The following is a 21,929-nucleotide window of genomic DNA, read 5'->3' as shown; positions in this document are numbered from 1 at the left end:
CTTATTCGCTCGTCACGCCCTGGAACGGGCGCACTTCCCGGCCGGGCATGAAGACGCCGAGGCGCTTGATTTCCCATTCGAGCTTGATGCCGTCTTTCTCGAAGACCTCACGGCGCACCTGCTCTCCGAGATATTCGAGATCGTAGCCCGTCGCCTGGCCCATGTTGATCATGAAGTTGCAGTGAAGCGACGACATCTGTGCGCCGCCGATCACGAGGCCGCGGCAGCCTGCCTCATCGATCAGCTTCCAGGCCGAATGGCCCGGCGGGTTCTTGAAGGTCGAGCCGCCGGTTTTCTCACGCACCGGCTGCACCGTCTCGCGGTGATTGCGCACAGCGTCCATTTCGGCGCGAATCTGGGCGCGATCTTCCGGATAGCCCTCGAACAGCACCGAAGTGAAGATCAGATCGGCGGGTGCCTTTGAATGCCGGTAGGAATAGCCCATCTCTGCATTGGAAAGCACATGCTTGTTGCCCTTGCGGTCGACGGCGTTCACCTCGATCAGCCGCTCACGCGTCTCGACGCCGTTCGCCCCGGCATTCATGCGCGCCGCGCCGCCGATGCCGCCCGGTATGCCATAGAAGAAATGAAAGCCGCCGATGCCATTGTCCATCGCCATCGCCGCGACATGCTTGTCCGGGCAGATCGCGCCGGCAAGGATGCGGTTTTCACCGGCCAGTTCGACGAAGCCGAAGCCCTTGGCCGACAGGCGCAGCACCACGCCGGGAATGCCGCCGTCGCGCACCAGGATATTGGAGCCAACGCCGACCACCGTCAGCGGCACCTCTTCCGGCAATATCTTCAGGAAGGCAATGAGATCGTCGACGTCATGCGGCTGGAACATCAGTTCGGCCAGACCCCCGGCCCTGAACCAGGTGACGCGATCCATGGGGGCATCCGGCGTGATACGGCCGCGGATATCCTTTACACCGTCTCCGAGAGACGCGAGAAGCTTTTCCCCATTCACCTGTTTCATGCGGACTTTCCCGATAGGCCTTCCAGTTGCTTGGGCAGTGCTGCTGCCCATGATGTGATGCTCCCAGCCCCCAACAGAACCACGAAATCGCCAGGCTTTGCAACCTCCGCAACCATTTGCGGCAGAAGCTCCGCCGAAGCGAGGAAGCGGGCGTCGCGATGGCCGCCGGATTTGATGCGCGAGACGAGCGATATCGAGTCGATACCTTCGATCGCATCCTCGCCCGCCGCATAAACGGGCGCAAGGAAGATGCTGTCGGCGTCGTTGAAGCAGGCGGCGAATTCCTCGAACAGACTCGCGAGACGCGTGTAACGGTGCGGCTGATGGACGGCGACGATGCGCCCCTTGCAGGCCTCGCGGGCCGCCTTCAGCACCGCCTTGATCTCGACTGGATGGTGGCCGTAATCGTCGAAGATCTGCACGCCGTTCCATTCGCCGGTCAGCGTGAAGCGGCGCTTGACGCCGCCGAAGGAGGCAAGCCCCTTGGCGATAGCCTCGCTCGATATGCCGAGCCGGTTGGCGACCGCGATCGCCGCCGTGGCGTTCGATATATTGTGGCGGCCGGGCATGGGCATGACCAGCCCCTTGAGCTCGGTCCTCTGGCCGGTGCGGCGGCGGCGGATCTCGACGTCGAAAATCGAGCGCGTGCCGTCGATGCGCACATTCTTGAAACGCACGTCGGCCTGCGGGTTCTCGCCATAGGTGATGATCTTGCGGTCCTCGATCCGGCCGACCAGCGACTGCACCTCGGGATGATCAAGGCACATGACGCCGAAGCCGTAGAACGGCACGTTTTCGACGAACTGCCGGAAGGCGGCGCGCACGGCGTCGAAACTGCCGTAATGGTCGAGATGTTCGGGATCGATATTGGTGATGACGGCGACATCGGCGGGCAGCTTCAGGAAGGTGCCGTCGGATTCGTCGGCCTCGACCACCATCCACTCGCCCTCGCCCATGCGGGCATTGGTGCCGTAGGCGTTGATGATGCCGCCATTGATGACTGTCGGATCGAGCCCGCCAGCCTCGAGCAGGGTGGCGACCAGCGAGGTGGTCGTCGTCTTGCCGTGCGTGCCGCCGATGGCGATCGCATTGCGGAAGCGCATCAGCTCGGCAAGCATTTCGGCGCGGCGCACCACCGGCAGCAGCTTTTCACGCGCGGCGATGAGTTCCGGATTGCTCTTCTTGATCGCCGTCGAAACGACGACGACTTCGGCATCGCCGAGATTTTCGGCGCGATGGCCTACGAAGACCTCAATGCCTTTGTCGCGCAGGCGCTGCACATTGGCGCTGTCTGATTGATCCGATCCCTGCACCTTGTGGCCGAGATTGTGCAGCACTTCGGCAATGCCGCTCATGCCGATGCCGCCAATGCCGATGAAATGGACGAGACCGATCGCCTTCGGCAGTTTCATGCGCGTGTCCTCTTGAATTCCGAGACTGTCTTGCCGGCGGCAATAGCCTCAACCATGTCGGCAAGCAAGTTCGCCGCATCCGGTTTTCCGGCGAGCTTGGCCGCCGCCGCCATGTGCGAAAGCTTGTCCGGATCGTTCATCACATGGCTCAGTATAGAGGCGATGCGTTCAGGCGAAAGCTCCGACTGAGGGATCACCTTCGCTCCTCCGGTCGCAGCCAGCGCGGCGGCGTTTGCCGCCTGATCATGGTCGAGCGCATGCGGATAAGGCACCAGAATGGCCGGGCGTCCGATGACGGAGATTTCCGAGACCGTGGAGGCGCCGGAGCGGCAGATCACCAGATGTGCCCGGGCAAGGCGTTCCGACATATCGTTGAAAAATGGTGCGATTTCGGCTCCCATCTCCAGCTTGGCGACGCAGCCGCTGACCATCTCCATATCCTCAGGGCGCACTTGCTGAGTCACCCTGAGCCGTGCGCGCAGGCCGTCGTCCAGCAGGCTGATCGCCGTCGGCATGGCCTTGGAAAAATACTGCGCGCCCTGGCTGCCGCCGAAGACCACAAGGTTGAACGGCTCGCCGGAATGCGAGGGCAGGTAAGGCTGCTCGGCCGCGGCAAGGATCGCAGGGCGCACGGGATTGCCTGTTGCAACCGTCTTCTCGGAAAAAGCATCTCCGCTTTCCGGCAGAAAGCCGCCGGCGATCGCCTTGACGCGCGGAGCCAGCGCCTTGTTGGCCCGGCCCATGACCGCATTCTGCTCATGCAGCATCGAGGCAACGCCGAGCCGCGTGGCGGCCAGCAGCGGCGGCACGGTTGGGTAACCGCCGAAGCCGACGACAATCACCGGCTTCAGCCGCTGGATCAGCCTTTTGGCCGCTCGCATGCCGCTCCACAGCGTCCACAGCGAGCGGGCGACGGCGACCGGGTTCCTCGAGCCGATCGTCGCCGACGGCACGACATGGATCTGCTCGGCCGGGAACTTGCCGGCATAACGTTCGGCTCGGCTGTCGGTGACGAGATGCACCGAATAACCACGCTCCTTCAGCTTGAAGGCCAGCGCCTCCGCCGGGAACACGTGGCCGCCGGTCCCCCCGGCGGCAAGCAGCACGATGCCTTTGCTCATGACCTCTTACTCCGCGGGCATTCCGTGCGGGACGCGGAAGAGGCTCCGGTCCTGCGCACGTTTTTCCGGGCGATGGCGCGTCAGCGCCAGAATAAAGCCGGCGGTGACGCAGATCGCCACCATGGACGAGCCGCCGTAGGAGATAAGCGGCAGCGTCATGCCCTTTGCCGGCAGCAACTCGAGGTTGACGCCGATGTTGATGATCGACTGGATGCCCATCTGCAGCACGAGACCGGCGACGGCAAAACGGTTGAAATCGTTGCGCTCGCGATAGGCATGCGACAGGCCGCGCAGCACCAGCACCGAAAACAGCGCGACGAGCGCCATGCAGAAGACGATGCCGAATTCCTCGGCAGCGACGGAGAAGATAAAGTCGGTATGCGCGTCCGGGATGATGCGCTTCACGATGCCCTCGCCCGGTCCCTGACCAAACCAGCTGCCGCGGATGATCGCCTCACGAGCCGTGTCGATCTGGAACGTGTCGCCCTCGCCGGTCATGAACTTGTCTATGCGCAGCGCAACGTGCGGAAAGACGTAGTAGGCGCCGAGCAGACCGCCGGCGCCGCCGATGCCGAGCAGCATGATCCAGATCCACGGCATGCCGGCCATGAAGAACATGCCACCCCAGACGGCGGTCGTCAGGATGGTCTGGCCGAGGTCGGGCTGCGCAACGAGCAGCGCGGCAACAATGCCGAACAAGATAATGGCAAAGAGATTGCCGGGGATTTCAGGCTGACGCGCATGCTCGGCAAACAGCCAGGCGCAGACGACGACGAAAGCGGGCTTCATGAATTCCGACGGCTGGATCGAAAGGCCGGCGATCCAGATCCAGCGCCTGCCGCCCTTGACCTCCTGCCCGACGAACAGCACCAGCACCATCATCGCAAGCGAGATGATCAAAAGCAGGATTGCGGTTCGCCGCACCTGGCGCGGCGTCAGGAAGGACAGCCCGAGCATGACGGCGATCGAGGGGATCATGAAGGCCGCATGACGCTTGACGAAGTGGAAGGGTTCGAGCCCGATGCGCTCGGCAACAGCTGGAGATGCCGCAAACGACAGCATGAAGCCGATGCCCATCAGGAAGATGAACATCGCCAGGAAGAAGCGGTCGATGGTCCAGAACCAATCGGCCAGAGGCCCACGTTCCGCGCGGCTTACCATGTCATTTCTCTCCTATTGCCGAATCGATCAGCATCGTCATTCCGTCAAGGGCGGCCACATGGCTGACGAAGGCATCGCCCCTGACTTCGAAATTCTTATACTGGTCGAAGCTTGCGCAAGCCGGGGATAGCATCACGGCGGAAGCAGCAGCTTCGTCGCGCTCCGCATCGGCCGCCGCATGTACGACTGCGCGCTCCAGCGTGCCGGAGATTTCGTAGGGCACGGCCTCGCCGAGGGTGGCAGCGAACTCCGCCGCCGCCTCGCCGATCAGATAGGCCTTGGCGATGCGCGGGAAATAGGGCGCCAGCGTCGTGATGCCGCCCGCCTTCGGCAAGCCGCCGGCAATCCAGTAGATGCGATCGTAGCTTGAAAGCGCCGGTGCGGCCGCATCGGCATTCGTCGCCTTCGAATCGTTGACGAAGACGACGCGACCTCGTTTGCCCACAGGCTGCATGCGATGCTTAAGGCCGGGGAAAGAGGCGAGGCCGGCGCGGATGGCGTCGTGGGAAACCCCGATGGCAAGGCAGGCGGCAACCGCCGCGGCGGCATTCTGTGCATTGTGGCTGCCACGCAGCGTCTGGATGCCGTCGAGATCGGCGAAAGGCAGCATGGCGCCGCCAGCGGCCTGAACGAGCTTGGTGCCCTCGGCATAAATACCGTCAGCCACCACACTCCGGCGCGAGATGCGGACCACTTTGACATTAGCCCGCTCGATGCGGTCCGCGATCAATGCCGAATGGCTGTCGTCGATGCCAACAATCGCGACATCGCTGCCCGCAACCAGGCGTTCCTTGACGTCGGCGTAGTGCTGCATCGTGCCGTGACGATCGAGATGATCGGGCGTCAGATTGAGCAGGATGCCCGCGGAAGGGTTCAGCGTCGGCGCCAGATCGATCTGGTAGGAAGAGCATTCGACGACGTAAAAACGTCCCGCCTTCGGCGGATCGAGCGTCAGCACCGCCGTGCCGATATTGCCGCCGAGCTGGGTGTCGTAGCCGGCGGATTTCAGTATGTGGGCGATCAGCGCCGTCGTCGTCGATTTGCCGTTGGTGCCTGTTATGGCGATGAAGGGGCAATCCGGCGCATGGGCGCGGCGCTCGCGCACGAAGAGCTCGACGTCGCCGACGATGTCGACGCCGGCCGCCCACGCAAGGTCCACTGTCCAGTGCGGCTTCGGATGGGTGAGCGGCACGCCGGGCGACAGCACGAACAGCGCCTGCTGACCCCAGTCGATATTGTGCAGATCCTCCGTCCGGATGCCTTCCGCCGAGGCCTTGGCGACGCTGTCGGGATTGTCGTCCCAGGCCGTCACCTCGGCGCCGCCGGCGACCAGCGCGCGGGCAGTGGCAAAACCGGAGCCGCCGAGCCCGAAGAGCGCGACCTTCTTGTCCTTGAGCGTCGTGACCGGGATCATCGCCGCCTCACCGGAGTTTCAGCGTCGAGAGGCCGAGCAGAGCGAGGCCGACGGCGATGATCCAGAAACGGATCACCACCTGGCTCTCGGTCCAGCCCTTCTTCTCGAAGTGATGATGGATCGGCGCCATTAGGAAGACGCGCCGGCCGGTCATCTTGAAAAAGCCCACCTGGATGATGACCGACAGCGTCTCCATGACGAAAAGACCGCCGATGATTGCCATGACGATCTCATGTTTGGTGGCGACGGCAACGGTGCCGATGGTGCCGCCGAGCGCAAGCGAGCCCGTATCGCCCATGAAGATGGCGGCGGGAGGCGCGTTGAACCAAAGGAAGCCGAGGCCGGCGCCGATGACGGCGCCGAGCACGACGGCAAGCTCGCCGGTGCCAGGCACGAAATTGATCTGCAGGTAGTTCGCAAACACGACGTTGCCGGCGAGATAGGCGATGACGCCGAAAGAGGCGGCGGCGATCATCACAGGCACGATGGCAAGCCCATCGAGGCCGTCAGTCAGGTTCACGGCATTGCCGGCACCGACAATAACGAATCCGCCGAAGACGACGAACATAATGCCGAGATTGATCAGGAAGTCCTTGAAGAATGGAAAGGCGATTGAAGAGCCAAAGGTCGAGCCCGCCGCCCCGGAGGCAAGGGCCGTGCGCATCATGAAATAGACCGCAATACCGGCAATGACGAACTCGATGCCGAGGCGCGCCTTGCCGGAGAAGCCCTTGTGACTCTGCTTGGTCACCTTGAGATAATCGTCATAAAAGCCGATCGCCCCGAATCCCAGCGTCACCAGCAGCGTGGCGACGACATAGACGTTGGAAAGATCGGCCCAGAGCAGCGAAGCGCCGACGATGCCGGCCAGGATCATCAGGCCGCCCATGGTCGGCGTACCGGCCTTCTTGAAATGCGTCTGCGGCCCGTCGGCGCGGATCGGTTGGCCCTTGCCCTGGCGGATGCGCAGCGAATTGATGATCGTCGGCCCAAACAGGAAGACGATCAATGCGGAGGTGAAGAGAGCGGCCCCTGTGCGGAAAGTGATATATCTGAACAGATTCAGAAATTTGAAATATTCCGACAGTTCGACAAGCCAGATCAGCATTCAGGGCCCCTTGTTTACCCGATCAAAGTTCGCGTTGCGTGTCGGCAAATGCCGGGAACTTGTCAAGGAGCGCGGCGACGATCTTGCCGAAACCAATGCCCAGAGACGATTTCACCATCAACACGTCGCCCGGTGCGACCGAATTCAAGACATAGTCCGTCATGTCGTCCGTCTTTTCGCAATACTGGACGTGGACGCTTTCCGGCAGTGATTCCTTCAGCGCAGCCATTTCGGCGCCTGCGAGCCAGACATGTTCGATGCCGGCCGCAAGCAGCGGTCCGGCGAGATCGCTGTGGACCTTTTCGGCATACTCGCCCATCTCGAGCATGTCTCCGAGCACGGCGATACGGCGTCCGCGCCCAGTCGGCTCGGCTGCTGCGAGCAACGCGATCGCCGCCCGCATCGAGGCGGGATTGGCATTGTAGCTCTCGTCGATCAGCGTGAAGCTGCCGTTACCGCCGCCGATCGACAGCCGGTGGCGTTTGCCCCTGCCCTTTTCCGGCTTCAGCGTCGCAAGTGCCGCAATCGCCTTGTCCAGATCGGCGCCGACGATCGTGACGACACCGAGGGCAGCGAGCGCATTTTCGGCGATATGGCGGCCCGGCGCACCGATCGCCACCTCCAGCGTCTCTCCGCCGATCGTCAGCCATAGTGTCGAATTCTCGTCCGCACCGTTGAATTCCGCGAGCCGGAATTCCGCTTTGGCATGCTGGCCGAAGGAATGAATATGCTCGATGCCGAGCGACTGCGCCGTTCGATCGAGGAAATTGAACTGGTCATTGTCCCGGTTGAGCACAACATGGCCGCCGGGCTCGAGCCCCTCGAAGATCTCTGCTTTCGCGGCAGCGATCTCCTTTATGCTCTTGAAATTGCCGAGATGCGCCGGTGCGATCGTCGTGATGACGGCGACATCGGGACGGATCATGGCCACCAGCGGTCGGATCTCGCCGGGATGATTCATTCCGACTTCGAAGACGCCGTAATCCGTGTCATCAGGCATCCGCGCCAGTGTCAGCGGCACGCCCCAGTGATTGTTGAAGGAAGCGACGGAGGCGTGCACCTTGCCCGATGGCGACAGCACGTGCCGCAGCATCTCCTTGGTGGTCGTCTTGCCGACGGAACCGGTGACGGCGATGATCTTTGCCCGCGAGCGCTCGCGAGAAGCCTGCCCCAGACGCCCGAGTGCCGCCAGCACGTCGTCGACGACGATCATCGGTACCGTCAGGCGGCCGAGGGCAGGAAGCCTCGCCTCGCTGACGACGAGAAGGGAAGCGCCGTTCGCCATCGCCATCGATGCATAGTCGTGACCGTCGACACGGTCACCCTTGATGGCGAAGAACGCTTCGCCTGATGTAATCGAGCGGCTGTCGATGGAAATGCCGGTGATGCCTTCGGGCAAAGTGCCGAAAGGGCGCCCCGCCATTGCTGCAATCATGTCCTCGGTCGTCCAGAGCCAGCTCAAGATTTCAGTTCCTCCAAGGCCTTGCGCACCTCCGCATGATCGGAGAACGGCAGTGTGACGCTCCCGATCGTCTGCCCTTCCTCGTGCCCCTTGCCGGCGACGATCAGCGTATCGCCGGATTTCAGCATGCCAACCGCCTCACGGATAGCCGACGCGCGATCGCCGATCTCGGAGGCGCAACCTGCTCCCGCCATGATCTCGGCCCGGACCGCAGCCGGCTCCTCCGAACGCGGATTATCGTCGGTGACGATCACGACATCGGCAAGGCGGCAGGCGATTTCACCCATGATCGGCCGCTTGCCGCGGTCACGGTCGCCGCCGCAGCCGAAGACGACGATGACGCGGCCGGTGGTGAAGGGCCTCACCGAATTCAGCACATTTTCCAACGCATCCGGCTTGTGGGCATAATCGACGTAAGCGAGTGCGCCATCTTTGGTATGGCCGACCAGTTCGAGGCGGCCGGACGCGCCGGCCAGTTTTTCAAGCGCCGCCATCGCGACCTTCGGCTCGACCCCAGTGGACATGGCAAGGCCCGCCGCGACCAGCGCATTGGCGACCTGGAAATCGCCGGCCAGTGGAATATCCACCTCGAAGATCTCGTCACCGATATGGATCTCGGCCGTCTGCTTGTGGCGGAAATGCTCGACGCGTTTCAGTGACAGATATTGACCCTTGCGCCCGACGGTGCGGACGTCATGACCGGCATCGGCAGCCACCTTGACGGCCTGTGCCGACCACGCATCGTCCGCGAAGACGACCGCCGGCGCACCCTTGGGCAGCAGCGTATCGAACAGCCGCATCTTGGCGGCCATGTAGGCCTCGATCGTGGGATGATAATCCATGTGATCGCGGCCGAGATTGGTGAAGGCTGCGGCGGCGAGCCTGACACCGTCGAGACGGCACTGGTCGAGGCCGTGACTGGAAGCCTCCATCGAGGCATGCGTAACACCCTCGTCGGCGAGCTCGGCCAGTAGTTTGTGCAACGACACCGGATCCGGCGTCGTCAGCGCGCCATATTCATTGCGCGTCGGCGAAACGACACCTGTTGTGCCAATCATCGCGGCTGCATGACCGGCATGTGCCCAGATCTGGCGGGTAAAAGAGGCGACCGAAGTCTTGCCTGCCGTGCCGGTGACGGCGACCATGGTTTCAGGCTGCCTGCCGTAAAAGCGGGCGGCGGCGATGGAAAGAAAGCGGCGCGGTTCTTTGACCGCAAGCACCGGGATGGGAGCATCGACAGCCTGGGAGGTGATCGCGACGGCGGCCCCGCGGCCGGCGGCATCCGCGATGAAGCCCGCGCCATCCGCCTTGGTGCCGGCGACCGCGACAAAAGCAATGCCCGGTTCCACCTTGCGGCTATCCGAAGACAGGCCTGAGATATCAAGCAAGCCTGCCGGGCCTTCGAGCTGTGCTTCAAGTTCCGGAAACTGATCTCCGGCCAAGTCTCGCAATTTCATCGAACGCACTTTTCTCTCTTGAAGCCGGTTCACCCCTCGCGAATCGGCGTCGGTATTCATTCACACTCAATAAGACACCAGCAAGGCCGAACCGCCCTCCCCAAATTTCGGCTCGATGCCGAGAATGGGAGCCGCGCGGCGGATGATCTCACGAGCGATCGGGCCGGCAGTACCGGCGGAGATCGTTCCACCATATTGCTTTTCGCCTGTTTTCGGCTCGTCGCAGAAGGTGATGACGACATATTGGGGATTATCGATCGGGAAGGCGGAGATGAAGGAGTTGAAGTTGAGCGTCGAGGAATAACGCCCGTTCACCACCTTGTCCGCCGTACCGGTCTTGCTGCCGACGGCAAAGCCCGGCACGCGGGCGACGCGCCCCGACCCCTTGTAGCCATTGAAATCCAGAAGGTAGCGCACTTCGTCGCTGGTCGACTTCTTGAGCACCTGCTTGGCGATCTGATCGGCCTCTTCGCGGGTGCGCGGCAGGAATGTCGGCTCGATCAGCTTGCCGCCGTTCACCAGAGCAGCCGCCGCCACGCCCGTCTGCAGCGCGGTCGTCGAAACACCGTGACCGAAGGAAATTGTGATCGAATTGATTTTCTTCCAGACACGCGGCTGGCTCGGCATCTTCACTTCCGGCAACTCGGTCTGCATCTTCGTCAACAGGCCGAGTTTGGTCAGATAATCCTTCTGCGAGTCGATGCCGACGAGATCGATCACGCGCGCCGTGCCGATGTTCGAGGAATACTGGAAGATTTCGGGAACAGTCAGCCAGCGGCGCTGCCCGTGAAAGTCATGGATGGTGAAGCCGCCGATATAGATCGGCTTGCTGGCGTCGAATGTGTCCGACATCTTCACCTTGCCGCTGTCGAGCGCCATCGCCAGCGAGAAGGTCTTGAAGGTCGACCCCATTTCGAAGGTGCCGTTCGTCATCCGGTTGAGCCAGCCTTCCTTGGCGCCCTCCTGCGGATTGTTCGGATCGAAGTCGGGGGCCGATGCCATGCCGAGCACTTCCCCGGTGTGCACGTCGATAACAGCCGCGCCGGCCCCCTTGGACTGGAAATTGTTGACGGCGTTGACGACCGCATCGCGAACGATGTTCTGCACGCGCAGGTCGATCGACAGCCGCACCGGCTCCAGCGGCTGGTCGCTTGTCATCCCGACCGAGGCGAGATCGGCGAGCCCCTGGTCGTCGATAAACTTCTCCATGCCGGCCACGCCGCGGTTGTCGATGTTGACATAGCCGAGGATGTGCGCCGCGGTCGAGCCGCCGGGATAGAAGCGGCGCTTCTCCGGCCGGAAGCCGATGCCGGGAATGCCGAGCGCCAGGATCTGGCTCTGCTGCTTCGGCGTCAGCTGCCGGCGCAGCCAGGCGAAATGCGAGCTCTTGACGGAAAGCTTCTTGTAGGTGTCCTTGACGTCGAGCTCCGGCAGAACAGTTGCAAGCTTCTCCACCGCCTCGTCGACGTCAACGATCTTGTTCGGCTCGGCAAACAGCGAGACCGTTCGGATGTCGGTCGCCAGCACCTCGCCGTTGCGATCGAGAATGTCGGGCCGCGAGGCCATCAGCCGGTCGGGCGGCAGGATGCTGGAGACGACCTCCTGATCCTTCATGGCATATTCGACCAGACGGCCACCGATGACGACATAGAGACCCATGAAGCCAAGGATCAGCAGCCCTACGCGGCTTTTTGCCTGCCCCGTCTTCTTCTTGCGCGACCCCTCGATGGCCACGCCGGCAGAAGGGCCGCCGAAGCGGTTATAGACGCCGGCGGAGAAATGCGCCTGGCTCTTCAGGACCATGATGCGGGAAAGAAACGACATTATTCCACCGACCCCGTTTCGATCTCGTCTGCTTCATCCGCCACCACACCACGCTGCTCGACAGCGTCTCGCTGCTGTGCTGCGCCGCGTGGCACGGGCATCGGCGGGGGCTGCGCTTTGCCGGTTGCGCCTTTGGCGCTGGCCACGGTCGCACCCCTGGCACCGGCTTTGGCCTCCGTTACGTCGGGTACCGGAACCTCGGATTTCAGCATCGGCAGCTCCTTCGCATGCACGAGCGCCGTCGAATCCGTCGGCTGCAGCTGCAATTCCGCATTGTAGGCGTTGACCAGCCGCTCCAGCCGGTTCGGCTGCGATTGCAGCGCCCAATCGGCCTTGAGAAGATCGATTGTGTCCTTCTCGAGTTTGATCTCGGCTTCGAGGCGATGAACCTCCTCGAGCTTCAATTCGGCGCGATGCTTGATCGTGTAGGTGACAGCGGCAGTCGCCGTCATGACGCCGATGAGCACGAGATCGAACGTTTTCAGCATGTCAACCTCCGAGCTTTCCGAGAGAGGCAAGATTGGGAAACCCGAAGAGCGACATATCCGCCGCCTCGGCGGCCGCCTCCGTCCGCAGGCCTGCGCGCAGCTTGGCGGAGCGGGCGCGCGGATTGGCTTCGGCCTCCGCCTCGCTCGCCGAAACCATCGGCTTGCCGATCGCCGTGAAGGTCGCCGCCCGCTCATGTGCGGCCGGCAGGTGCCGCGAGCCCGTCGCCTTGCCGGCGCGGTCGGAGAAGAATTTCTTGACGATGCGGTCTTCAAGCGAATGAAAGGTCACGACGACGAGCCGGCCGCCGGGCTTCAGAGCTCGTTCCGCCGCAAACAATGCCTGCGCCAGTTCCCCGAGCTCGTCATTGACGAAAATGCGCAAGGCCTGGAAGACGCGCGTCGCGGGATGGATCTTGTCCTTCATCTTGCGCGGGGTGACCAGCTCGATGAGGCCGGCAAGATCGCGGGTCGTTTCGAAGGGCTTTTCCTCGCGCCGCTTCTCAATCGCATGTGCGATTCGCGGCGCCTGGTTTTCCTCACCGAGAAAATGGAAGATGCGGATCAGATCCGCGACCTTGGCGCGATTGACGACATCGGCGGCCGAAACACCTGTTGCCGACATGCGCATGTCGAGCGGCCCGCTCTTCTGGAAGGAGAAGCCGCGCTCGGGCTCATCGATCTGCATGGAAGAGACGCCGATATCGAGCACGACGCCGTCGAGCCCGCCCCGCGGCGCATGATCGGCGAGATTCGAGAACTGCGAGTGAATGAGCGTGAGACGACCGGCATGGGCGGCAACCATGGCCTGGCCTGCGGCAATTGCGCTGGGATCGCGATCGAGCGCGATCACCTCGGCCCCGGCCGCAAGAATGGCCGCGCTATAACCACCCGCGCCGAATGTACCGTCGAGAATGAGCTTGCCGGGTGCGGGCGAGAGCGCCGCGAGGACTTCATTGAGAAGAACAGGAATGTGACGAACCGGTCCGCCACCGGCATCAGCTGAACCTCCGCCAGGATTCGTCACCATTCCGTTCCCTCGTTCCTTCAGGAACGCTTGCCCGCCAGCTTGCGCTCCCCTCGTGCCTGCGCCTGCGCAGCCAAGAATACCTGCGGCTGCCAGAGCTGAAAATGATCCGCCCGACCGACGAAGGTCACTTCGTCCGAGACGCCGGTGAAGTCGCGGATGAAATCCGTGACCATTAGCCGCCCCTCGGCATCGAGCTTCATGAAGACCCCGCCTCCGTGGATCAGAAGCGACATCGCGTTCGCGTCCGGCGAAAACGGATCTTCCGCAGCAATCTGCCGCTCGAATCTTTCGAGAAGATCCGGGCCGCCGACGCTGATCGCCGGAAACACAAAGTCCTGGAAACAGTAGAGCTCCTGGACGTTGCGCTGCGCCAGCACGGAACGGAATGCCGAAGGCACGGAAACCCTGCCCTTGGCGTCGATCCTGTTGGTCGCGTTCGAAAGGAAGCGGCTCATGACTCGAAACATCCGTTTCCGCAGGGAGCCGGACAAAAAGACGCCCGAAAGTCCCAATATCAGGCACAGCTTCGCAAGCCGGATGAGCCAAATCCCACCCGACGCATCCGGAAAGGAAGACGCCTTTGCTTTGCGATGAATGGGCAAATGATTGCCCTGATGCAGTGCGCATTTGGGATAGCATGGGACCATATGGGCGTCAATGGGATACGCCCGTTTTGCAACGGACGCATGATCAAACATTTATAAGCTGTTAAGTTTAACAAAGGGTTAGCGGCGTCATTTTCAGCATGGCGCGCATTGGTAGCGTGACACAAACAAACAGCCAGAAAGTGCGTTAATATTAGCTTGAAAACAGCTGGTTTCAGCAGCTTAGGGTGAAATCCCGGCCCTGCCGCAGCACGGATGTTAATCGCCAGTTGGCCTGTAAGCCGGGTTCTGTATGGCTCCGGCGTGAACCGGAACGTGGCAGCCATTCCTCTGGGGCAGCGCTCGCACGCTGCCTCACGCAACCCACCCGGATGACTGGCCTGGAAACCGGCCGGAGAGCGTTTCGGCCCGCCGCGTCATCCCTATTCGGTCTTGCTCCCGGTGGGGTTTACCGTGCCATATCCGTTGCCGGAGATGCGGTGGGCTCTTACCCCACCCTTTCACCCTTACCTGTCATGACAGGCGGTTTGCTTTCTGTGGCACTTTCCCTGAGGTCGCCCTCGCCGGACGTTATCCGGCACCGTGTTTCCGTGGAGCCCGGACTTTCCTCACCTTACCGCCTTTCGGCATTGGTAAAGCGCGGCTGCCCGGCCAACTGGCAGGGCTCCCATAAACGAGAGAGCCCGTAATTGCTACTGAAATATAGGGGACAGGCTTAACGGAAATTAGGTGTGAAATCCGTGGAGTAGCCCTGTTCGTTGATTCTGCCTGACAAAAGCAGCTCCGCGCCGAGCCTGCCGATTTCGTCCGAACTCTTGGCCGAGGTGCCGGCGCAGCCCGTCAGCACCGCAATCCTGGGCGAAGAGGTATAGCCGATCATCGGATAGCTGCTTTCCGTAAACGAGACGACGCAGGCGGCCGTCGAAATCGACAGCGGCGTCATATCAGGCACGAGGTCGGCGATGATGCGCTGCAGATGCGAGCGCACGCTCTCGCGCCCTTCGGTCCTGAACCAGGCCCGCATCTCGATGTCGTTGTGTAAAATCAGATCGTCGGGATCGCCGCCGATCTTCAGGTAGAGTTTGCCATCGGGATAACGGATCGGCGGCAGCAGATAGATGTGGATGCCGGGCACGTCGAGAATGAGTGACGGCATCGCTCCAAGGCGGAGCGCATCAGCCTCGCCGACCTGGAATAGCGTGACGGTCCGGCCATAAACCGTCATGGCAACTGGCCGTGGCAACAGATTCTCGGCAATGGAAAATCCGCCCGCCGCCAGCAGCACTTTTTCACCGCGATAGGTGAGGCCTCCGGCAGTGTTGACGGTCGCCAGCCCGCCCTCCTCGCGGATCGAGACCACATGATCCCGGATGACAGTCGCGCCTGCCCTTTCTGCCAGCAGTGATTGCGCATTCACCAGTTTGCGCGGACTGATATGTCCGGCGCCCCTCGCCTCGAACACACCTGCACTGCCGGCGGGAAAGGCAAAGAAGGGAAATGAAGTCTTCAATCCGCCCACGTCCAGAAGCCTGGTCTCGATGCCGAGCGAAACGGCGGCCTGCCGAGTCCTTTCAAGATAATCGCTTCCATCAGGCGCGACGACGACGCAGCCGGCCTCCCGATAGAAGTCGATGCCGCTCTCGTTCGCGATCTCCCGGTAGCGACCGATCGAGCGATTGGCGAGCAGCGCCCAGTTGCGGTCGGGATCGATGGTGCGGGTAATGCGCCCCTCGTCGTAATGGCTGGCGAAAACGCCTTGATGCGCCTTGCGATCATCAGGCTCGTCCGGGCCGATCACCGCGACACCATCAGTCTGCCGCGCCAGATGCCGCGCGGCAGCGGCTCCCATCAGCCCGCGGCCGACGACGATATATTTGAAATCGACTGCCATGATATTCCTCTCAAGTGAAGACTGGCGTCAGCTCGCGGCCGAAATCCTCATCCCCGAGCCGCCCTTCCCTGAGAAGCACGGCGCCGAGACGCCCGAGTTCATCGGAGGATTTGGCCGCGACGAAATTGCCGCCGGTCAGCACTGCGACCCGCGGCGACGGCGTGAAGCCGACGTAGGGATAACCGGTCGGCGTGAAATTCGCCACGCACGGAGCCGACGTGGCCGGACAGCCGGCAAGCTCCGGCATCAGTTGCAGGGCGATGCGCGAGAGATGATCGCGCTCGGCCACACTGCCGTCGGAACGGAACCACGTGCCGGCCTCTTCCAGCCGGCTGAAGGAAAGCGCTTCGGTATCGCCGCCAAGCTTCAGATAGGTCTTACCGTCGGGATAACGCACCGGCGGCAGGATATAGATGTGGTCCTCCTCCCGGTCGCCAAGCACGATGGTCGACGGCATGTCGCCGAAAACCGCCATCTCGCGCTCGCCGATTTCGTAGAAGACAACGGTGCGCGCCATCACTCTCAAATCGACGGGACGCGGCAGCAGGGCATGGAAATTGCTGAAAGCCCCGGCCGCGACCAACACGCGCTCGGCGCTGTAGCTTCTGTCGCCGGCCGTCACCTCGACATAGGAGCCTGTATCGCGCACCGATGTCACGGTCGCGTCGATCAGCAAGACGCCGCCCTCCTCGGCAAGCTTGGCTTGCGCGCGCACTAGGGCCCGCGGATTGATGTGCCCGGCGCGCTTGCGCTCGAAATACCCACTGAAATCAGGACCGACGGTAAGATAGGGAAAACGCTGCCCGAGCTCCGCCGGCGCGACGGTTTCGATATCGCTGCCGAGCCTCCGGCTGACGGCCAGCGCCCTCAGAAGAAAATCCTGCTCATCCCTAGGCGGCGGACCGGCAAAGAGGCAGCCGACTTCCGAAAAGAAGGAAATGCCGCTCTTCGCCTCGATCTCGCGGTAGCGCCGGAGCGCCCGCGCGGCGAAGGTTCCCCAGGCAAGATTGCCGTCGAAGGTGCGGGTAATGCGTGCTTCGTCATAATGGCTGGCAAAGACGCCGTGATGGACCTTGCGCTCCTCGGGCTCCGGCGGGCCGATCAGCGCGATGCCGTCGGCCATGGAGGAGAGGTGCCGTGCCGCCGCCGCCCCCATCATGCCGCGTCCGATGACGATGAACCTGAAATCGACTGCCATATCTCACCTCATCTCGAGGTGGCCCACCTCGTTTCGAACTGGGATATCATGGCGCGCGTGCCGATTCATATCGCAAAAACAGTGGCGGAGGATTTTCCTCCGGTCCGCTCGGCGGCTCAGTCGAGCATCGCTAGGACCTTACCGCAATACGTCTTCGAGACCGGGTTCATGCGCGTTGCGCCGTGGCCGGCATTATACTTTAGGATGGTGTTGCAGGTCTCTCCACCACCGAGATCATGAGCAGCAGCCAGATATTTCATGCCGTACTTGATGTTGGTTTCCGGATCGAACAGGCCCTTGGCGCTGCCGGAATAACCCATCATGCGGGCCGTTGCAGGCTTTATCTGCATCAGGCCGATTTCACCGTGGCTGCCACGTGCATTCGGATTGAAATTGCTTTCGACGCGGATGACCGCGGTCGCAAGCGCAACCGGTACAGCATATTGGTTCGCATATTTGCTGATCAGCCCTGAATAGGAATTGCCGGAAACATTGGCGACGGGATAACCGCTCAGGCGCTCGACCGTCTTCAGCGGGCGTTCCGCCGTCTTGAGCGGACGCTTCGCCGGCTTGACCGAACGTTCCGCTTTCTTCAACGGACGCTCTGCGTTCTTCGAAGGACGCTCGACTTTCTTCACCGGCGCATCGGCTCGCACACCCCAATCATTCGCAAACGCAAAGCTATTTCCCGCCAGCACCATGCCAACGCATGTTGCAGCAACAACAATCAGTTTTCTCATGTAGTCTTGAACACTCCGACCCAAAGAATTTCCGGACGCGCGCCTCGCTGTCATAATGAATACCAGATCAAGGACCGATCGGGATTCACGGTAATTCTTATCGTTTCACATATCGCCCGTGGTTTAACTCGAAAAACAACCCCGAGCACCGCTTGGCGGACGTTCTTAGACCATCGCAATGAGGAGATAATAGGGAAATGATGTGGCAGGCCGAATTTCGCGCTGCAATGCGAAATTTCGCGGTTCAGTAATTTCCGAGAATCAAGAGTAACGCGGTAGCGCCGACAGCAGCCGGTGCAGCGTGTCGATCGTCGAGAAATCGGCGATCCCGTCCACCCGGCCGGGCCGGAAATGACGCTGGAAAGCTTCGACGTCGCCGGCCGTCTTTTCGGAGAATTCCCCCGTAATTTCAGTGCCGTAACCATAGAGCGACAGCATCGACTGCAGCGCTTCCACCGGCTGGCCGGCGTCCCCGCGCTGAAAGAAACGCCCACCGGTGATCGGCGCTGGCTCGACCCAATGGCCCACACCCGCCCGATGAAGCTCGGCCCAGGGGAATTTTTCGCCCGGATCGACCTTGCGAATCGGTGCGACATCGGAATGCCCGAGCACTCTTTCCGGCGCAATCGACCAACGTTTGACACAGTCGCGACACAATTCGATGACTGCTGCGATCTGCTCTTTCGGATAGTCGGGAAGGCCGCCGGGATGACCGGCATTGGCGATTTCGATGCCGATCGACAGCGAATTGATATCGCTCTCGCCGTGCCAGCTGCTCTTGCCCGCATGCCAGGCGCGCCGCGCCTCCGGAACGAGCTGAATCACCTCGCCATTCTCGTGCACGAAATAATGGCTGGAAACCTGGCTCTCGTCCCGACAGAGCCAGTCGAGCGCACCATCGGCCGTCGGCATACCCGTATAGTGCAGCAGGATCATATCGGGACGCCGCCCGTCCGCCCGCTCGCCGTGGTTGGGAGACGGCCGCACGTAAGCGCCTCGGTAATCGGCCTCGAAAGAGGTCATGCGGCGCGGCGTTCCTTCGCGATCGCCGCATAGGCTGCGTTCAGCGCCGCCATGCGCTCATTGGCGATCAAATGAAACTCCTTCGGCACCCCGCGCGAGATCAGCCGATCTGGGTGGTGCTCGCTGACGAGGCCGCGGTAACGGCGGCGGATCGTCGGAAAATCGTCGGAAGGCGACACGCCGAGCACCTTGTAGGGATCGCCGCCGGACGAGACGTGGCGAGCGGCGATCTGCTCGAAACGTGTCTCGCTCATCTGGAAGATCTCGGCGATATGGCTGAGGAAATTCAGCTCCTTCTCGTGAATCAGCCCATCGGCCTTGGCAATGTGGAACAGGCCGTCGAGCACGTCTTCCAGCACCGGGCAATTGGCCGCGCAGGTAACGCAGAGCGTCGAAAGCCGCTCGGCATAAGCTTCGTAGCCGGCGACATCCTGGCGTGCGAGATTATAGAGCCTGGCAACATTCTTGGCCTGATCTTCGGGAAATTCGAAGATCTCGCGGAAGGCCTCGACCTCTTTCTCGCTGACGACGCCGTCGGCCTTGGCCATCTTGGCCGAAAGCGCAATGATCGCAACGGAAAACGCCACTTTGCGCCGAGTTTCGGGATCACCTTCGAAAACCGTTCGGATCGCCTCGACGACCGCGGAAAGCGCATTGCCCGCGGTAGTGCCAATGGCATTCAACAGTTTTTCCCAGAAGGACATCGAAATCTCTCGCACGCTTGTCAAGTATGAGCAATCAGCTTGACCAAAGAATCTGAGCCTTTGCAAGGCGACGATTGGTCGTAGGATCGAAAACAGTTTTCACAATTCGGTAATTATTGCATCGCAGCAAGCGGTCGGTCGCTTTCGCCGGATCTGCCGGAAGAGAGTGCCGCACGATTCCACTCGATACTTAGCCGCCGATTTCCACAAACAGTTCCCGACAAGCAAAGCAGGCTTGAAACGATTATATCGATACTTCGCGCCACCTTCGCCGTTCAACCCGGCAAAAAGCCGCTTTTTTCGTAAATTCTTTACTTTACAGAGCCCTTTCCCTGCCGCATCCATGCGCTAGCTAACGCTGCCGCACTGAACACCATAGGAGGGATCATGGCCAAACAGAAAGTCGCAATGCTGACCGCCGGAGGCCTGGCGCCCTGTCTTTCCTCCGCAGTTGGCGGCCTCATCGAACGCTACAGCGACGTCGCGCCCGAAATCGACATCGTCGCCTATAAGTCCGGTTATCAGGGCGTGTTGCTCGGTGACCGCATCGAGATCACCAGTCAAATGCGAGAAACGGCGCCGCTGCTGCACCGCTATGGCGGCTCACCGATCGGCAATAGCCGCGTCAAGCTCACCAATGCCGCCGACTGCGTCAAGCGCGGCCTTGTCAAGGAAGGCGAAAACCCGCTGAGGGTCGCCGCCGAGCGTCTTGCCGATGACGGCATTACCATTCTCCATACGATCGGGGGCGACGACACCAATACCACCGCCGCCGACCTTGCCGCCTACCTCGCCGCCAACGGCTACGACCTGACGGTCGTCGGTCTGCCGAAGACGGTCGACAACGATGTCGTCCCCATCCGCCAGTCGCTCGGCGCCTGGACGGCCGCCGAAGTCGGCGCGCATTTCTTCGACAATGTCAGCAACGAGCAGACGGCCGCGCCGCGCACGCTCGTCATCCATGAGGTGATGGGCCGCCATTGCGGCTGGCTGACGGCAGCCACCGCCCATGCCTATCTTCAGCGCACCAGTCGCAACCAATATGTCGACGGCCTGATGATGGACGCGCATCTGAAGAGCATCGACGCCGTTTATCTGCCCGAAATGGCCTTCGACCTCGACGCCGAGGCCGCCCGCCTGAAGGACATCATGGACCGCACCGGCCATGCCACCGTCTTCGTCTCGGAAGGCGCCTGCCTCGACGCCATCGTCGCCGAGCGCGAAGCTGCGGGTGAGACCGTCAAGCGTGACGCTTTCGGTCACGTGAAGATCGACACGATCAATGTCGGCGCCTGGTTCCAGAAGCAATTCGCCAGCCTGCTGCACGCAGAGCGTTCGCTGGTGCAGAAGTCGGGCTATTTCGCTCGCTCGGCCCCGGCCAATGCCGACGACCTCAGGCTGATCCAGAGCATGGTCGATCTCGCTGTCGAAAGCGCGCTCAATAAGGTCTCCGGCGTCACCGGCCATGACGAAGCGCAGAACGGTAAGTTGCGCACTATAGAATTTCCCCGCATCAAAGGTGGCAAAGCTTTTGACCTGTCGACGGCATGGTTTGCCGAAGTCATGCACAATATAGGCCAGAAATACAAAGAAGCATGATTGACGGACGGTTAATATGGTGTCTTTGCTTGTTCCCGACGGAATAGGAGGAGATTCCATGTCGCTTGAAGCCTGGCTCGCTTTTGCTGCCGCATCCGCCATCATGCTGGCCATACCGGGACCGACGATACTGCTCGTCGTCTCCTATGCGCTCGGTCATGGCCGTCGGACGGCCTTTGCGACGGTGAGCGGCGTGGCGCTTGGCGACTTCACCGCAATGACCGCGTCCCTGTTCGGTCTCGGCGCGGTGCTCGCCACCTCCGCCGCCCTCTTCACCCTCTTGAAGTGGATCGGCGGCGCCTACCTGATATGGCTGGGAATCAAGCTCTGGCGGGCTCCGGTGATTGGCGAGCCGGTCGCCGACAACGACAATCTGCCGGAGGAAAAGTCGCTTAAGATCTTCCTCCACGCCTATATCGTCACCGCCCTCAATCCGAAGAGTATCGTCTTCTTCGTCGCCTTCGTGCCGCAGTTCCTCAATCCGGCCCTGCCCTTCTTCGGGCAGATGACGATCATGGAAGCGACCTTCCTGGTGCTGGCGATCCTCAACGCCGCCACCTACGCTTTTCTGGCCCATTCCGCTCGCGGACTGATTCGCAAGGCGAGCGTTCAGCGCGCCGTGAACCGCACCGGCGGCACCCTGCTGATCGCTGCAGGCGCCGTCACGGCTGGGTATCGCCGTATTGCGGCTTAGAAATCCGCGTATCGCGCTATTGCAG

Annotated in this window: 19 protein-coding genes and 1 other RNA gene; 2 read left to right on the top strand and 18 right to left on the bottom strand. The window is 61.8% G+C overall.

Features of this window, described 5'->3' with window-relative positions:
* Window position 1 precedes the first annotated feature (1 nt).
* The 18 genes from murB to CO660_RS05800 form a co-directional block, all read right to left on the bottom strand.
* On the bottom strand, window positions 2–976 hold the full coding sequence (murB, locus tag CO660_RS05885; RefSeq protein WP_064810823.1) for a UDP-N-acetylmuramate dehydrogenase: 975 nt from the start codon (window positions 974–976) through the stop codon (window positions 2–4).
* Complete coding sequence (murC, locus tag CO660_RS05880) at window positions 973–2,388, bottom strand: UDP-N-acetylmuramate--L-alanine ligase (RefSeq protein WP_097597959.1); 1,416 nt, start codon at window positions 2,386–2,388, stop codon at window positions 973–975. The genes murB and murC overlap by 4 nt, the downstream gene beginning before the upstream one ends.
* Window positions 2,385–3,509, bottom strand: coding sequence for an undecaprenyldiphospho-muramoylpentapeptide beta-N-acetylglucosaminyltransferase (gene murG, locus CO660_RS05875; protein WP_097597958.1), 1,125 nt, complete (start codon window positions 3,507–3,509; stop codon window positions 2,385–2,387). The genes murC and murG overlap by 4 nt, the downstream gene beginning before the upstream one ends.
* Window positions 3,510–3,515: 6 nt before the next feature.
* Window positions 3,516–4,670: a putative lipid II flippase FtsW gene (gene ftsW, locus CO660_RS05870; protein ID WP_085778779.1), complete on the bottom strand. Its 1,155-nt coding sequence runs from the start codon at window positions 4,668–4,670 to the stop codon at window positions 3,516–3,518.
* A 1-nt stretch (window position 4,671) separates the two neighbouring features.
* On the bottom strand, window positions 4,672–6,084 hold the full coding sequence (murD, locus tag CO660_RS05865; RefSeq protein WP_097597957.1) for a UDP-N-acetylmuramoyl-L-alanine--D-glutamate ligase: 1,413 nt from the start codon (window positions 6,082–6,084) through the stop codon (window positions 4,672–4,674).
* A gap of 7 nt (window positions 6,085–6,091) precedes the next feature.
* On the bottom strand, window positions 6,092–7,192 hold the full coding sequence (mraY, locus tag CO660_RS05860; RefSeq protein WP_085778781.1) for a phospho-N-acetylmuramoyl-pentapeptide-transferase: 1,101 nt from the start codon (window positions 7,190–7,192) through the stop codon (window positions 6,092–6,094).
* Between the two features lie 22 nt (window positions 7,193–7,214).
* Window positions 7,215–8,654 (bottom strand): UDP-N-acetylmuramoylalanyl-D-glutamyl-2,6-diaminopimelate--D-alanyl-D-alanine ligase, encoded by a 1,440-nt coding sequence (locus CO660_RS05855; RefSeq protein ID WP_097597956.1) that lies wholly within the window; start codon window positions 8,652–8,654, stop codon window positions 7,215–7,217.
* Window positions 8,651–10,171 carry a UDP-N-acetylmuramoyl-L-alanyl-D-glutamate--2,6-diaminopimelate ligase gene (locus CO660_RS05850; protein WP_176536235.1) on the bottom strand — a complete coding sequence of 507 codons (1,521 nt, stop codon included), beginning with the start codon at window positions 10,169–10,171 and terminating at the stop codon, window positions 8,651–8,653. Before CO660_RS05850 ends, CO660_RS05855 begins: the two co-directional genes overlap by 4 nt.
* 6 nt (window positions 10,172–10,177) lie before the next feature.
* Window positions 10,178–11,935: a penicillin-binding protein 2 gene (locus CO660_RS05845; protein ID WP_097597955.1), complete on the bottom strand. Its 1,758-nt coding sequence runs from the start codon at window positions 11,933–11,935 to the stop codon at window positions 10,178–10,180.
* Window positions 11,935–12,423, bottom strand: coding sequence for a hypothetical protein (locus tag CO660_RS05840; protein ID WP_097597954.1), 489 nt, complete (start codon window positions 12,421–12,423; stop codon window positions 11,935–11,937). Before CO660_RS05840 ends, CO660_RS05845 begins: the two co-directional genes overlap by 1 nt.
* Window position 12,424: 1 nt before the next feature.
* Window positions 12,425–13,450: a 16S rRNA (cytosine(1402)-N(4))-methyltransferase RsmH gene (gene rsmH, locus CO660_RS05835; protein ID WP_085778785.1), complete on the bottom strand. Its 1,026-nt coding sequence runs from the start codon at window positions 13,448–13,450 to the stop codon at window positions 12,425–12,427.
* A 17-nt stretch (window positions 13,451–13,467) separates the two neighbouring features.
* Window positions 13,468–13,905: a division/cell wall cluster transcriptional repressor MraZ gene (mraZ, locus tag CO660_RS05830; protein ID WP_221112217.1), complete on the bottom strand. Its 438-nt coding sequence runs from the start codon at window positions 13,903–13,905 to the stop codon at window positions 13,468–13,470.
* A 411-nt stretch (window positions 13,906–14,316) separates the two neighbouring features.
* Window positions 14,317–14,714: RNase P RNA component class A (rnpB, locus tag CO660_RS05825), an RNA gene on the bottom strand.
* A 56-nt stretch (window positions 14,715–14,770) separates the two neighbouring features.
* On the bottom strand, window positions 14,771–15,946 hold the full coding sequence (locus CO660_RS05820) for an FAD-dependent oxidoreductase (RefSeq protein WP_097597953.1): 1,176 nt from the start codon (window positions 15,944–15,946) through the stop codon (window positions 14,771–14,773).
* A 10-nt stretch (window positions 15,947–15,956) separates the two neighbouring features.
* Complete coding sequence (locus CO660_RS05815) at window positions 15,957–17,144, bottom strand: FAD-binding oxidoreductase (RefSeq protein WP_097597952.1); 1,188 nt, start codon at window positions 17,142–17,144, stop codon at window positions 15,957–15,959.
* Between the two features lie 116 nt (window positions 17,145–17,260).
* Entirely contained in the window at window positions 17,261–17,884 is a 624-nt protein-coding gene (locus CO660_RS05810) for a lytic transglycosylase domain-containing protein (protein ID WP_097597951.1), read from the bottom strand.
* 261 nt (window positions 17,885–18,145) lie between these two features.
* Window positions 18,146–18,907 (bottom strand): N-acetylmuramoyl-L-alanine amidase, encoded by a 762-nt coding sequence (locus CO660_RS05805; protein ID WP_097597950.1) that lies wholly within the window; start codon window positions 18,905–18,907, stop codon window positions 18,146–18,148.
* Complete coding sequence (locus CO660_RS05800; RefSeq protein WP_097597949.1) at window positions 18,904–19,611, bottom strand: DnaJ family molecular chaperone; 708 nt, start codon at window positions 19,609–19,611, stop codon at window positions 18,904–18,906. The genes CO660_RS05805 and CO660_RS05800 overlap by 4 nt, the downstream gene beginning before the upstream one ends.
* Window positions 19,612–19,998: 387 nt before the next feature.
* Here CO660_RS05800 and CO660_RS05795 point away from each other — a divergent pair, with 387 nt between their 5' ends.
* Window positions 19,999–21,210: a pyrophosphate--fructose-6-phosphate 1-phosphotransferase gene (locus CO660_RS05795; protein ID WP_097597948.1), complete on the top strand. Its 1,212-nt coding sequence runs from the start codon at window positions 19,999–20,001 to the stop codon at window positions 21,208–21,210.
* A gap of 58 nt (window positions 21,211–21,268) precedes the next feature.
* Entirely contained in the window at window positions 21,269–21,904 is a 636-nt protein-coding gene (locus tag CO660_RS05790) for a LysE family translocator (protein WP_085778793.1), read from the top strand.
* Window positions 21,905–21,929: the final 25 nt, after the last annotated feature.

The organism is Rhizobium sp. L9, from assembly GCF_002531885.1.
GTDB lineage: Bacteria > Pseudomonadota > Alphaproteobacteria > Rhizobiales > Rhizobiaceae > Rhizobium.
Note: the sequence above shows the minus strand (reverse complement) of the source record. Positions and strands in the feature narration are given on the sequence as shown.

Excerpts from the sequence above, each read along its gene's own strand:
- murB (WP_064810823.1), bottom strand. The coding sequence starts at position 976 with ATGAAACAGGTGAATGGGGAAAAGCTTCTCGCGTCTCTCGGAGACGGT.
- murC (WP_097597959.1), bottom strand. The coding sequence starts at position 2,388 with ATGAAACTGCCGAAGGCGATCGGTCTCGTCCATTTCATCGGCATTGGC.
- murG (WP_097597958.1), bottom strand. The coding sequence starts at position 3,509 with ATGAGCAAAGGCATCGTGCTGCTTGCCGCCGGGGGGACCGGCGGCCAC.
- ftsW (WP_085778779.1), bottom strand. The coding sequence starts at position 4,670 with ATGGTAAGCCGCGCGGAACGTGGGCCTCTGGCCGATTGGTTCTGGACC.
- murD (WP_097597957.1), bottom strand. The coding sequence starts at position 6,084 with ATGATCCCGGTCACGACGCTCAAGGACAAGAAGGTCGCGCTCTTCGGG.
- mraY (WP_085778781.1), bottom strand. The coding sequence starts at position 7,192 with ATGCTGATCTGGCTTGTCGAACTGTCGGAATATTTCAAATTTCTGAAT.
- CO660_RS05850 (WP_176536235.1), bottom strand. The coding sequence starts at position 10,171 with ATGAATACCGACGCCGATTCGCGAGGGGTGAACCGGCTTCAAGAGAGA.
- CO660_RS05845 (WP_097597955.1), bottom strand. The coding sequence starts at position 11,935 with ATGTCGTTTCTTTCCCGCATCATGGTCCTGAAGAGCCAGGCGCATTTC.
- CO660_RS05840 (WP_097597954.1), bottom strand. The coding sequence starts at position 12,423 with ATGCTGAAAACGTTCGATCTCGTGCTCATCGGCGTCATGACGGCGACT.
- rsmH (WP_085778785.1), bottom strand. The coding sequence starts at position 13,450 with ATGGTGACGAATCCTGGCGGAGGTTCAGCTGATGCCGGTGGCGGACCG.
- mraZ (WP_221112217.1), bottom strand. The coding sequence starts at position 13,905 with ATGAGCCGCTTCCTTTCGAACGCGACCAACAGGATCGACGCCAAGGGC.
- CO660_RS05820 (WP_097597953.1), bottom strand. The coding sequence starts at position 15,946 with ATGGCAGTCGATTTCAAATATATCGTCGTCGGCCGCGGGCTGATGGGA.
- CO660_RS05815 (WP_097597952.1), bottom strand. The coding sequence starts at position 17,144 with ATGGCAGTCGATTTCAGGTTCATCGTCATCGGACGCGGCATGATGGGG.
- CO660_RS05810 (WP_097597951.1), bottom strand. The coding sequence starts at position 17,884 with ATGAGAAAACTGATTGTTGTTGCTGCAACATGCGTTGGCATGGTGCTG.
- CO660_RS05805 (WP_097597950.1), bottom strand. The coding sequence starts at position 18,907 with ATGACCTCTTTCGAGGCCGATTACCGAGGCGCTTACGTGCGGCCGTCT.
- CO660_RS05800 (WP_097597949.1), bottom strand. The coding sequence starts at position 19,611 with ATGTCCTTCTGGGAAAAACTGTTGAATGCCATTGGCACTACCGCGGGC.
- CO660_RS05795 (WP_097597948.1), top strand. The coding sequence starts at position 19,999 with ATGGCCAAACAGAAAGTCGCAATGCTGACCGCCGGAGGCCTGGCGCCC.
- CO660_RS05790 (WP_085778793.1), top strand. The coding sequence starts at position 21,269 with ATGTCGCTTGAAGCCTGGCTCGCTTTTGCTGCCGCATCCGCCATCATG.